Annotated in this window: 11 protein-coding genes and 1 pseudogene; 3 read left to right on the top strand and 9 right to left on the bottom strand. The window is 65.1% G+C overall.

Annotated elements, in window-relative coordinates; translation table 11 throughout:
* Nucleotides 1-16: 16 nt before the first annotated feature.
* The 9 genes from AADJ02_RS10195 to AADJ02_RS10235 all read right to left on the bottom strand — a co-directional run bounded on the left by AADJ02_RS10195 (nucleotide 17) and on the right by AADJ02_RS10235 (nucleotide 9,816).
* On the bottom strand, nucleotides 17-742 hold the full coding sequence (locus AADJ02_RS10195; protein WP_341212893.1) for an alpha/beta hydrolase: 726 nt from the start codon (nucleotides 740-742) through the stop codon (nucleotides 17-19).
* A gap of 296 nt (nucleotides 743-1,038) precedes the next feature.
* Nucleotides 1,039-2,028 carry an NAD(P)H-quinone oxidoreductase gene (locus tag AADJ02_RS10200; protein ID WP_341212894.1) on the bottom strand — a complete coding sequence of 330 codons (990 nt, stop codon included), beginning with the start codon at nucleotides 2,026-2,028 and terminating at the stop codon, nucleotides 1,039-1,041.
* A 127-nt stretch (nucleotides 2,029-2,155) separates the two neighbouring features.
* A complete protein-coding gene (gene dctP, locus AADJ02_RS10205; protein ID WP_341212895.1) occupies nucleotides 2,156-3,208 on the bottom strand; it encodes a TRAP transporter substrate-binding protein DctP in 1,053 nt (350 codons plus the stop codon).
* A 73-nt stretch (nucleotides 3,209-3,281) separates the two neighbouring features.
* Nucleotides 3,282-4,589 carry a TRAP transporter large permease subunit gene (locus AADJ02_RS10210; protein WP_341212896.1) on the bottom strand — a complete coding sequence of 436 codons (1,308 nt, stop codon included), beginning with the start codon at nucleotides 4,587-4,589 and terminating at the stop codon, nucleotides 3,282-3,284.
* Entirely contained in the window at nucleotides 4,586-5,119 is a 534-nt protein-coding gene (locus AADJ02_RS10215; RefSeq protein WP_341212897.1) for a TRAP transporter small permease subunit, read from the bottom strand. Before AADJ02_RS10215 ends, AADJ02_RS10210 begins: the two co-directional genes overlap by 4 nt.
* A gap of 23 nt (nucleotides 5,120-5,142) precedes the next feature.
* The gene (locus AADJ02_RS10220) at nucleotides 5,143-6,189 is read right to left on the bottom strand and encodes a phosphotransferase family protein (RefSeq protein ID WP_341212898.1); all 1,047 of its coding nucleotides are present in this window, start codon (nucleotides 6,187-6,189) and stop codon (nucleotides 5,143-5,145) included.
* The gene (locus AADJ02_RS10225) at nucleotides 6,186-7,772 is read right to left on the bottom strand and encodes an AMP-binding protein (RefSeq protein WP_341212899.1); all 1,587 of its coding nucleotides are present in this window, start codon (nucleotides 7,770-7,772) and stop codon (nucleotides 6,186-6,188) included. The genes AADJ02_RS10220 and AADJ02_RS10225 overlap by 4 nt, the downstream gene beginning before the upstream one ends.
* Nucleotides 7,773-7,817: 45 nt before the next feature.
* On the bottom strand, nucleotides 7,818-9,026 hold the full coding sequence (locus AADJ02_RS10230) for an acyl-CoA dehydrogenase family protein (protein WP_341212900.1): 1,209 nt from the start codon (nucleotides 9,024-9,026) through the stop codon (nucleotides 7,818-7,820).
* A 10-nt stretch (nucleotides 9,027-9,036) separates the two neighbouring features.
* Nucleotides 9,037-9,816 (bottom strand): SDR family oxidoreductase, encoded by a 780-nt coding sequence (locus AADJ02_RS10235; protein ID WP_341212901.1) that lies wholly within the window; start codon nucleotides 9,814-9,816, stop codon nucleotides 9,037-9,039.
* 122 nt (nucleotides 9,817-9,938) lie between these two features.
* Here AADJ02_RS10235 and AADJ02_RS10240 point away from each other — a divergent pair, with 122 nt between their 5' ends.
* The 3 genes and pseudogenes from AADJ02_RS10240 to AADJ02_RS10250 form a co-directional block, all read left to right on the top strand.
* On the top strand, nucleotides 9,939-10,655 hold the full coding sequence (locus AADJ02_RS10240; RefSeq protein ID WP_341212902.1) for a TetR/AcrR family transcriptional regulator: 717 nt from the start codon (nucleotides 9,939-9,941) through the stop codon (nucleotides 10,653-10,655).
* Between the two features lie 91 nt (nucleotides 10,656-10,746).
* Complete coding sequence (gene bktB / locus AADJ02_RS10245) at nucleotides 10,747-11,934, top strand: beta-ketothiolase BktB (protein ID WP_341212903.1); 1,188 nt, start codon at nucleotides 10,747-10,749, stop codon at nucleotides 11,932-11,934.
* Nucleotides 11,935-11,983: 49 nt separating this feature from the next.
* Nucleotides 11,984-12,142, top strand: a pseudogene (locus tag AADJ02_RS10250) (transposase); the annotation flags it as partial.
* Between the last annotated feature and the right edge of the window lie 102 nt (nucleotides 12,143-12,244).

Genomic DNA, 12,244 nt, shown 5'->3' on the forward strand with positions numbered 1-12,244 from the left:
ATGGTGTTGATCTCTATCAAAGCTCGCCTATTGATTTCGCGGCGCGTGCGTGTCGATGCAGGAACGCGTGCACCGCCGAGAAGAGCGCGGGGGCGCGCCGCTCGGCGTTGATGAAATGGGTTCCATTGCCGATTTCGAGATACTGTTTCTCGGCCGTGCCCAGCCGGTCGAAAAGCGCCAGCATGTCGCTTCTGGTCGACGTCGGATCCTGCGTGCCCCGGATCAACAGCGTGGGGCAATCGATCTTGCCGGGATCATAGATCGGCCGGCCGCTGAAACACTCCCACAGGTCAACCAGCGTGCCGTTGGGCACGCAGAAGGCCGGCAGTGTCATGGTCCGGGCCGTGGGATCGTCCAGAAGGCTAACGCGTGCCAACTCCTGCAGCACCATCTCCTCGCGCCAGTCGTTCGCGCCAGGGGGAAGCTGTGCATCCCAGCGCTGGCGCAAATCCTCGACGCCGATCCGCCTGTAGGCTCCGAGCGGGCGGCGCTGCCCGGGGGTATCGGGATCGTCAAGCTCTGCCAGCCACGCCTCGTTGCGCTCGGCAAAGATGGGGGCATAGAGCGCAAGCGCCCCGACCATGCCACGCCCCGCCCCGGTGGCGTAGCGCGCGCAGGTCGTGCTGCCCCAAGACCAGCCGACCAGCGCGGCGGGCCCATTGTGACGGTTGGTGATAAAATCCATGGCGACGCCGATATCGGCGATGGCTTCGGGCCCGGTGCAGGCCGGGCCCGAAGCCATCGGCGAAGGCCCGCGCCCGCCAGTCGGCATCGCCCGAGCGGCCATAGCCGCGCAGGTCCAGCGCATAGGCGGCAAAACCCGCCGCCGCAGCGGCCCGGAGCCAGCTGACACCGCCCGCGTCGATGTCGAACATCCGCCCCGAAAAGGTAGCGCCATGCACGAATAGCACCGGCGGACGCTCCGCCGAGTCGCCGCACGCCGCAAGGTGCAAGCGAAGGCCGGGGTCGTCCGGTGCGGTCAGCCAATGGCTTTGCGGCGGGCCGGAGTCAGCGGTTGCGACCATGGCGGTCATGGCGTCAGGCCACCTGCAGAACAATTTTGCCGATATGCTCGGAGGTCTCTATCCGCGCATGGGCCTCGGCGGCCTTTTCCAGAGGGTAGACCGAGTCCATCACCGGCGCGATACGACCCGCCTCCAGATGCGGCCAGACCTCTTTCATCAGCGCTTCGGCGATCCCGGCCTTCGCCGCATCGCTCTGGGGCCGCAGGGTAGAGCCGGTGATCGTCAGCCGCCGGGTCATCACTTGGGTCATGTTGAGCTTCACCTCGGCGCCTTGCAGGAAGGCGATCTGCACAAGGCGCCCGTCATTTGCCAAGGCATCCAAGTTGCGGGCCACATAGGGGCCGCCCACCATGTCGAGGATGAGTTGCGCACCGCCCTCGGCCTTCATGACCTCGACATAATCCTCGTCGCGGTAGTTGATGGCGCGTTCCGCGCCCAGCGTCTTGCAAGTCTCGCATTTAGCCAGCGATCCGGCGGTGGCGAAGACCCGTGCGCCGCGCAGCGCGGCAAGCTGGATGGCGGTCGTGCCGATCCCAGACGAGCCACCATGGACGAGAAATCGCTCCCCCGCCTCAAGACCGCCGCGCATGAAGACGTTGGTCCAGACCGTATAATAGGTCTCGCAAAGTGCAGCGGCCTGCTCCATCGACAGGCCCTCGGGCACCGGCAGGGCGTGGTCGGCATGGGTCAAGGCATACTCCGCGTAGCCGCCGCCGGGCAGCAACGCGGTCACCGCGTCACCCACCTGCCAGCGGGTCACGCCCTTGCCCAAAGCGGCCACATGGCCCGCGCCTTCAAGCCCGGGAAGGGGCGAGGCTCCGGGGGGCGGCGCGTAATTGCCCGCGCGCTGCAACGCGTCGGGACGGTTCACACCGGCATGGCTTAGGCGTATCAGGATCTGCCCCGGACCGGGCTGCGGAACGGGCCGGGTGGCGGGCTTGAGCACCTCGGGCGCACCGTATTCGGAGATTTCGACCACGCGCATGGTATCGGGAAGTTGCATCGTCAAGCCTCGGCGTTTGGGGCATGTGCCCGGGCGTCGGTATGAAAACCCGGCTTTGCGCATCGCCCGGAGGGCGACATGACGGAAAGGTGGCCAGGGGCCCGCGATGGGCCCCCGCCTTGTCGGATCAGGCCTTGCCGGTCAGACGCATGAATTCGTGCAGCAGCTCGGCCACGCGGCCCGAGTAGTTGGGATCACGCTCGGCGAACTCGTCGACCACTTCCATCGACTTGGCGCGAAGCTCCTCGACCACGGCAGGCTCTAGATTGGTGATCTCGCCGCCAAGCTCGTTGACGAACTCGTCCTTGCGCACGAGGTCCTGATGCAGGAAGTGAGCGCTTGCATCGGCGCTGGTGGCGCGGACGACCTCGTTGAAGGTCGCCTTCAAATCGTCGCCTATGGCGTTCCACGGTTCCATGCCGACCATGACCTCGCCGTTCAGCTGGCTCACCAGATCGGGCTGGACGATGTACTTGGTCACTTCCTGGAAGTTCATGCCCCAGCCGGTCGAGATCGAGCCCCAGTGCGCCCCCTCGACGACGCCGGTTTGCAGCGCCTGATAAAGCTCGCCGCCCGGGATCGACACGGGCGAGGCGCCCATCTTCTCGAACACCATCGCGGCGGTGCCTGTGGAGCGCACCCGCCAGCCGGCAAAGTCTTCCTTGGTCACCAGCGGGCGATTGGAGTAGAGCGCCAGACCGGCGTAGGAGACGGGGCCCGCCTGATAGATACCCTGCTCGGCATAGGCTTCGCGGATAATGTCCAGCGCGCCCATCTCGTACATGAACATGTGCATCTCTTCGTGGCTGCCGAAGGTGCCGATGTTGCCGTTGAGGTGGCCCGCGACGGGGATCCGGCCCATCCAGTAAGACGGGTAGATGAAGGCGCTTTCCAGCAGACCGCGGCGGACCGCGTTCAGTACTTCGCTGGTGGGCACGATGCCATCGTTCTGGACGGGTTCGATGGTCAGCTCGCCGCCGGTGGCCTCGGTCACGCGGTTGGCGAAATTGACGAAGACGTCCTCGTAGTACCAATTGCCCGTGGGCCAGTGGGTCTGCATCCGCCAAGTGGTCTTGCCCTGGGCGATGGCCGCAGGCGCGGCCAGAACCGAGCCGACACCCGCTGCCGCACCTGCGGTCAGAAGGTTTCGCCGGGAAAGCGACTGCTTGTTCAAGGTCATGTTTGGTCCTCCACTATCGTTAAGGGACCGCTCCGCATAACTCCTCCTGCGGGGCGGCGGCTGCCGAAGCAGGTCAGAGCCGCTTCGGAAGATCGGTGAAACTGGTGATGATTTGCGGGAACAGGAAAATCAGCGCCCCGGTGAGAAGCATGAGCAGGAAGAAGGGGGTGATAGAGCGGTAGATCGCGCTGATCGGCGTCTCTGGGCTCAGGATCTTCAGGTAGAACAGGTTGTAGCCGAAAGGCGGTGAGATGTATCCGATGCACAGGTTCAGCTGGAACAGGATGCAGAACCAGATCGGGTCGAAGCCGAGTTCGACCACGATGGGAAAGAAGATCGGCAGCATCAGCAGGATGATCCCGATGGGGTCGAGGAACATGCCCAGCACCAGCGTCACGGCCTGCAGGATCACGATCATCATCATCGGCGACACGTCGAGACCGCGCAGGAAGTTCTGCATGAAGGCTGTACCCCCCGCCCCGCCGTAGACAGCGATGAAAGCGCTGGCACCGAAGACGATCCAGATCACCATCCCGGTCATCGCAGCGGTCTCGTAGCTGACGTCCTTGATGTAGCTCCAGTTCAGCTCACGCCGGATCGCGACCGAAATGACTACGGCTGCGGCACCGACGGCGGCGGCCTCGGTCGGGGTGGCGATGCCGGCGAAGATCGAGATCAGCACCGACAGGATGATGACCAGCGGCAAGAAGACCGAGCGCAGGGCGCGCAGCCGTTCGGACAGCGGCGCCACTTCGGCGGCGCCCGGCGCCAGTTCGGGCCGCATGTAGCTGCGGATTGCGACATAGGCGAGGAAGATGCCCAGCAGCAGCAGCCCCGAGACAAGGCCGCCCAAGAACAGCCGACCGACGGACTGGCCGGTCTGCATGCCAATGACGATTAGCGTGATCGACGGTGGGATAAGGATGCCCAGCGTTCCCGAGGCGCCGATGGTGCCCAGTACGAAGGAGCGGTCGTAGCCGCGTTTGTCCATCGCCGGGATCCCGACCAAGCCGGTCGTCATGGTCGAGGCGGCACAGCTTCCGGTCATCGCCGAAAGCGTTGCGGCGAACCCTGCCGTGCCCAGCAGCAGGCCGCCGTTGGTGCGGCCCGACCAAAGATAAAAAGCGTGATAGAGATCATGCGCGATCTTTGAGCGTGCCAGTGCCACGCCGATGAAGACGAACAGAGGGATCGCCGACAGCAGGATCGACCACATGGAGCCGAACATCGTCGTGACGATCGAATACATGCCGTAGCTGCCGAAGGTCAGCAGGCCGAAGATGACGGCGGTGCCGCCCATCGCGAAGGCCAATGATACGCCGCACATGATGGCGACAAGCACCATTCCGAACATGCCGATCGTGAGGATTTCAGCGCTCATGGAAATTCACTCCTCTGCGCTTCGGCAGGACGAATGTCAGCATCGGGATTTATGATCAGCACCAGCGAGCGGACCGCTTCGATCACCCCCTGGACGGTAATGAGCAGGGCGCCGAGAAACAGCGACAGCTTGATCGGCCACATGGGGTGGCGCAGCACGCTGTCATCCAGCTCGTTGTAGCGCCAGGCGTCGTCGAACAGCCAGTAGCCCTCCCAGACCAGAACGACGCCCCAGATGATGAGAAAGGCGCAGTTGACCAGATCGAGAAAGGCGTTGAACCGCGGCGACCGGGTGCCCAGCAGCAAGTCGACGCGGACATGGTTGCGGCGGATGAACGTATAGGCGCCCACCATCACGAAATAGGCGCCAAAGATGCGCTGGGTGTAGCCATGCGCCCAGATCGTGGGCGCGCCGAAGACATAGCGGGCGACCACCTCCCAGCACAGAACGACGATGCCGATCCAGATCAGGAAGGACACCGCCTTGCCGATCAGCACATTGAAATCTTCGATACGTCGGAGCAGTGTCATGTCACGACCTTTCGGGTCTTGGCCTATCGGCTCGAAACCGCCTCGTCCGGCAGATCGAGACCAGCCGCCTGCATGGCGCGGATGGCGAAGCGCTCGGCCAGTGGGCCCAGCTCTGCCGCCTCGTCCGAGGCGGCGTTGCCCGCCCCGGCGCGGTCGGCGATGCCCACGAAAATCACCGCGAAACGAAAAAGCGCGAAGGCCAGGTGGAAGCGGGTGAGTTCCGCCGTCGGGCAGGCATGGGCGTGGTAAAAAGCCACGAACTCCTCGCAGGAGGGAATGCCGAGCGCCGCATGGTCGAGGCCCAGAATGCCGCCGTATTCGTCCGGCGCGGTCTGCCAGGGCATGACGCAGAAGCCCAGATCTGCCAGCGGATGGCCAAGAGTCGACAGCTCCCAGTCAAGCACCGCAATGACCCGCGGCTCGGTGGGGTGAAACATCATGTTGCCCAGCCGGAAATCACCATGGGCGATGGAGACCGCACCGTCATCGGCGGGCATGTTGGCGGGTAGCCAGTCCATCATCCGGTCGAGGGCAGGGATGCGCGGACCGGGCGAGTTGGCATATTGCTCGCTCCAGCGGCTCAGCTGCCGCTCGAAATAACCGCCGGGCCGACCGTAATTGCCCAGACCCACCTCGTCGGGACTCACCGCGTGAAGCCGCGCCAGCGTCTCGGCCATGGACAAGTACATCGCCCGCCGCTCCTCGGGGCTCAGCCCAGGCAACGCGCAGTCCGAGAAGACGCGCCCCTCGAGCCGCTCCATCACGTAGAAGGGCGTGCCCAGAACCCCGGCATCTTCTTCAAGCACCAGCGCGCGGGGAACGGGCACGTTGGTCCCTTCCAGCGCGCGGAGCACACGAAACTCCCGCTCGATGGCGTGGGCGCCGGGCAGGATCGCCCCCGCCGGCTTGCGCCGAAGCACCAGCCGCCGCGGACCCCAAGTTACGAAATAGGTGGGGTTCGATTGCCCGCCGCTGATCGGTTCGAACGCCAGCGCGGCGTCAGGGCCGCCATCCTCGGGAAAGTGGCGGCTCAGCCAGTCGCGCAGCGCCGCAGCATCAAGATCGCTCATTGGGTCACCATCTTCTTGGCGGTCTCCCGCAACAGGAATTTCTGGATCTTGCCGGTCGCGGTCTTCGGCAGCTCACCGAAGACGAAGCGGCGCGGCCGTTTGAAACCCGACAAATGTTCGCGGCAGAAGGCCTCGAGATCGGCCCCGGTCAGGTTCGCGCCCCTGCGCGGCTCGACAAATGCCCAAGGCGTCTCACCCCACTTGTCGTGCGGCACAGCGACCACGGCAGCCAGCAGCACGTCGGGATGTTTGTGAAGCACGGTTTCGACCTCGATGCTCGAGATGTTCTCGCCGCCCGAGATGACCACATCCTTGGCCCGGTCGCGGATCTCGATCTGGCCGTCGGGGTGGCGCACGGCCAGATCGCCGGTGTGCAGGTGACCGCCCGCGAAACTGGCTTCGGTCGCTTCGGCGTCGCGGAAATACCCGGCCATCACCGTGTTGCCGCGCAGCACGATCTCGCCCTCGGTGATGCCGTCGCGGGGCACTTCCTTGCCTGTCTCGTCGACAACGGCGATGCCGCCGGTGGTGGAATGCCGGTAGCCCTGCCGCGCCAGCAGCGCCGCGCGGGCCTCGATGGTGCCGGGCGCATCCGCACCGGGATCATTGAACGTGGCCGGCCCATAACTTTCGGTCAGACCGTAGCCATGCACGAGGTCGAAGCCCCGCTCCTCCATCCCCGCCAGCAGGGTGGGCGTGGGGGCGGCGCCGCCGGTCATCACCTTGACCCGGTGCGCAGGCCCGGCCCCGTCGTGGTCGAGGAGCATGTAAAGAACTACCGGCGCACAGCACATGTGGCTGACGCGGTGTCGGTCAATGAGCTCGAGGATCGGCGACGGCTCGACCTGCTCCAGACAGACGTGCAGGCCGCCGGCTGCGGTGACGGCCCAAGTGTGGCACCAGCCGTTGCAATGGAACATCGGCAGCGTCCAAAGGTAGCTGGTCGCCGTGGTGTACCCCAGCGACATGACGTTGCCGACCGCGTTGAGATAGGCGCCGCGGTGGGTGCAGATCACCCCCTTGGGGCGGCCCGTCGTGCCCGATGTGTAATTGAGCGATATGGCTTGGGTCTCGGACAAGACATTGCCCGACCAGTCGAGCGCCGGGACCGGACCGTCGAAGAGATCGAGGCCGTTTCCATCTGCCGAGGCTTCGCCCGGCGCGTCGCATAGCCGGGTGACCGGCACGGTCGCATCCGCAAGCGCCCCGGCGGTCCGTGTCTCGCACAGCACGAGCTTGCTGCCGGCATGGTCGAGAATATAGGCAATCTCCTCTGCCGAGAGCCGCGTGTTGAGCGTATTGAGTACCCCACCCAGCGCCGGCACCGCAAAATGCGCGGCCAGCATCTCGGGCCGGTTGGTCAGCATGACCGAGACCACGTCACCCCGCACTACGCCCTGTGCACGCAGCCAGTCGGCCATGCGCGCAACCAGCGCGCCGAACTCCACATAGCTCCAGCTATGGTCGTGCCATGCCACGGCGGGACGTCCGCCATGCACCTCAATCGCGCGGTCCAACAGATCAAGTGGCGTCAGGGGCCGGAAATTGGCGGCGCGGGCCGCAAGATGCAGGTCTTCGAACATGTTCGGCACCTCCTCATGCCTTGATGTTTTACTGGGTGGCCGAATTCAGCTCTTGGCGACCTCCCAACTCCAGAAGTCCCGGTGCTCCTTGCTCAGGAACCGCTCCAAAACCATTCTGTGGACCTCGTCCGCGCCATCGACCAGACGCGCCTGCCGGGCATACCGGTAGATCCATTCAAGCGGCGTGTCGGTGGAATAGCCCCGGGCGCCGTTGATCTGGATGCCGGTGTCGGCCGCCTGATGCAGCAGGTTGGCGACGTGCACCTTGGCCATCGAGACCTCCTTGCGCGCATAGCTTCCCTGATCGAGCGCCCAGGCCGCCTTCATCACCAGAAGCCGCCCGATCTCGATCTTCATGGCAAGATCGCCCAGCATCTGGCGGATACTTTCGCGCTCGATCAGGCGTTCGCCGAAGGCATGGCGATCAGAGGCGTAGTCCTGCGCGATTTCGACAGAGCGTTTGGACAGGCCCAGCCAGCGCATGCAATGCGTCAGGCGCGCCGGCCCCAGACGCATCTGCGTGACCTTGAGGCCAAGCCCCTCGCCCAGCAGCACGTTATCGGCATCGATCTCCAGCCCGTCGAAGACCAGCTCGCAATGGCCGCCGTGCTCCTCGGGGCCCATGATCGGGATACGCCGGTCGATGTGCCAGCCGGGCTGGTCCCGGTCGAAGAGGAAGGCCGTGAGCCCGCGGCGCGGATCGTCGGAGGTGCGCGCCATCAGGATGAAATGCTGCGCCGACTCGGCGCCGGTGATGAACCACTTGCGGCCGGTGATGACGTATTTGTCGCCCTTTCGCTCGGCCTTGGTCAGCATCATCGAGGGATCGGAGCCGGAGCCCGGACCCGGTTCGGTCATCGCGAAAGCCGAGCGCACGCGCCCGTCCACGATGGGTGCAAGCCAGCGCTCTTTCTGCGCATCGGTTGCGGCCTGTTCCAGCACCATCATGTTCCCGTCGTCGGGCGCGGCGGAGTTGAAAACCACCGGCCCGAAGATCGAGCGGTTCATTTCCTCGTAGCAGACGGCCATGCCGACCTTGCCCAGCCCCATGCCGCCGGTCTCGGGCTTGAGTTGCAAGCACCATAGCCCCGCGGCCTTGGCCTTGTCGCGCAGCGTTCCCAGCAGCTTTTCGTTGATGTTTCCATGGGCGTCATAGGCGCTGCGATCGGCCTCGAGAGGAATGATTTCCTCTTCCACAAAGCGGGAAATACGGGTGCGGTAGTCCTCAATCTCGGGGGAAATCGCGAAGTCCATGGGGCGTTCCTTATAGTGAGGTGACTAGGTGGCCGCCGTCGACCACCAGCTCCGAGCCGGTCATGAACCGGCCGTGATCCGAAGCCAGCAGCAGCAACGGCGCAGATAGATCCTCCATCTGGCCTAGCCGGCGTATGGGGATGCGGCGCACCAGCTTCTGGCCTGCCTCGGTCGCGAAAAAGTCGCGGTTGATGTCGGTCTCGATGTAGCCCGGGCAGATCGCGTTGACTCGGATGTCGTGGCGAGCCCATTCCAGCGCGTTGGCGCGGGTCAGCTGCACCACCGCCGCCTTGGCCGCGGCATAGGCCGCCAGCCCACCGGCCACGCGCTTACCCAGGATCGAGGCGATGTTGATGATGCTGCCGCCCCGCTGCGCGGCGACCATCGCCCTTGCCGCCGCTTGCGACACCAGAAAGACGCCGGTCAGATCGGTGTCGATCACCTGCCGCCAGTCCTGCTCGGGCGTGTCCAGCGCGGGACCGTTGAAGGCGATGCCCGCGTTGTTCACGACGATGTCGAAGCAGCGCCCGTCGAAAGCCTCGGCCACCGAGGCGGCGTCGGTCACGTCAAGGCGCAGGGCCTCGGCCTCGCCGCCGCTGGCGGTGATCTCTTCTGCGAGAGTGGCGACCTTCTCGACCCGGCGGGCGGCCACCGCCACCTTCGCGCCATGCCCGGCAAGGATCCGGGCGAAATGCACGCCCAGGCCGGACGACGCGCCGGTCACCAAGGCGGTGCGGCCGGCAAGGTCAAATCCCACACGCGTCGCGGATTGCGGTTCTTGTCCTGTCACGATCGACTCCATTTCTCGAACGAGCGCTCGATATATTTGTTGCACGGCTCCTCTGGTGCTGGCAAGAATTTCATTGCAGTCTGGAAGCGATTTCCCTCGCCCTCAGCAGGAGACATGTCAGCATGACAACCGCCGGGACTCATCTGCCCACGACCGAAGATCTCTGCCGGTCGGTGCTCGAGAACAATCGCGACAGCATCTCGATACAGAAGCCCGAGTTTGCGGTGCGCAAGCTTGCGTTGATTCTGAACGCGGCGCTGGATCTGTCGAACAAGAAGGGGTTTCAGGCCATGAGCCTGCGCGATCTGTCGCGGGCGTCGGGTGTCAGCATGGGCGGGCTCTATTCCTACTTCGACAGCAAGGACACGCTGCTCAAGATGATCCTCTCCGAGGTCACGGGCGCGGTCGAGGCCGCCCTCGGCCAGCCGCCGGCCGAGGTGCGGCAGTCACCGCGCGACCACCTGCTGTGGCTGATCGACACCCACATCCGCCTGACCGAGGTGATGCTGCCGTGGTTCACCTTTTCCTTTATGGAGGCCAAGAACTTCCCCGCCGCCGAACGCAAACTGGCCATCGACAGCGAGGAGCTGACCGAGAGTTATTTCGCCGAGGTTCTGGCCCGGGGTCAGCAGGACGGCAGCTTCTCGGCGGACATGCCGCCGCTGATGGCCGCGCTGACCAAGCCACTGCTGCAAGACTGGTACGTCAAGCGAGCGAAGTACCGTCGGCGCAAGGTCCACATCGATAGCTACATCGCAATGGTCCAGAACATCGTCTTGGCCGCCTGCGGTGCGGCGACAAAAACCACCGCTGAAAAGGCCGAGAGCGACACCGCCTGATACCGGGCGGCGAGTGACCGGAACCACGGATGCCGCGGCACGCCACACTCCTGCGCGCCACCACGACAATCGAGACCAGAAGGAAGATTCCATGACCAAATCGGTAGTCATCGCCTCCGGCGTCCGCACCGCGATCGGCGATGCCGGCGGCGCGCTGGCTGGCGTCAGCCCCTGTGACCTCGGTGCCGCCGTCGCCCGCGAGGCCATCTCCCGCGCGGGGATAGAGGCCGGGGAGGTCGGGCAAACCGTGTTCGGTAACGTCATCCACACCGCGCCCGAGGACATGTATCTGTCCCGGGTCGTCGCCCTGCGGGCCGGCGTGCCCGAAACCTCGCCGGCTCTGACGCTCAACCGCCTGTGCGGCTCGGGACTGCAGGCGGTGGTCAGCGCCGCCGAGCAGATCCTGTTGGGCAATTGCGACATCGCGCTGGCTGGCGGCGCCGAAAGCATGAGCCGCGCCGGTCATCTGCTCACACAGTCGCGCAGGGGCCAGAAGATGGGCGACGTGGTGGCGACCGATATGATGCTAGGCGCGCTCACCGATCCGTTCGGCAACGGCCACATGGGCGTCACCGCCGAGAATGTCGCCAAGCGCGGCAACATCGACCGCGCAGCGCAGGATGCTTTTGCCGTCGAATCCCACCGCCGCGCCACCCGCGCCATCGAAGAGGGCCGGTTCAAGGACCAGATCCTGCCGGTGACCGTTCGCCGTGGCCGCGAGGAGGTGACATTCGACACGGATGAGCATGTGCGGCCGGGCCTGACCGAAGCCGATCTCGCCAAGCTGCGCCCGGTCTTCGCCAAGGATGGCTCGGTCACGGCCGGCAATGCTTCGGGGATCAACGATGGCGCGGCGGCGCTGGTGCTGATGGAGGCCGAGACCGCCAAAGCGCGCGGCATCACCCCGATGGCCCGGATCGTCGCCTATGGTCTGGGCGGCGTCGCGCCCGAAGTGATGGGTCTGGGCCCCGTGCCCGCCTCGCGTCAGGCGCTGGAGCGCTCCGGCCTGCGGGTGAGCGATCTCGACGTCATCGAATCGAACGAGGCCTTCGCCGCGCAGGCTTGCGCCGTCAACGCTGACCTGAGCCTACCTACCGAGAAGGTGAACCCGAACGGCGGCGCGGTGGCGCTTGGCCACCCGGTCGGCGCCTCGGGCGCGATCATCCTCACCAAGCTGCTCTACGAGCTTGAGCGCATCGGCGGTCGCTACGGCCTTGCGACCATGTGCATCGGCGGCGGTCAGGGGATCGCCGTGATCATCGAGCGCGGCTATGACTAGCCCGGTGTCTCGTGGACGCCTTCTTCGCTAATTTTGAGGCAAGGAGGCCATGATGAGCAGCAGCAAGTTCAGCGAGGAGTTCAAGCGGAACGCGGTCGCGCAGATCATTGAGCGGGGCTACCCGGTCAGGGAGGTGTCGTAGCGGCTCGGGGTCAGCCTGTCTTCGCTCTACGCTTGGAAAAAGAAGTTCGCAAAGGCGTCATCTGGCGCGGGCGTCGGAGGAGCGCGATATCCTAAAAAAGGTTCGCCATTTGAGCGCCATTGATGGAGTGGATGGCTCCCGCTCCCGGCATCGCAATGTGCCACATTG

Origin of the sequence: uncultured Limimaricola sp., assembly GCF_964022235.1 — a bacterium.
Lineage (GTDB): Bacteria > Pseudomonadota > Alphaproteobacteria > Rhodobacterales > Rhodobacteraceae > Limimaricola.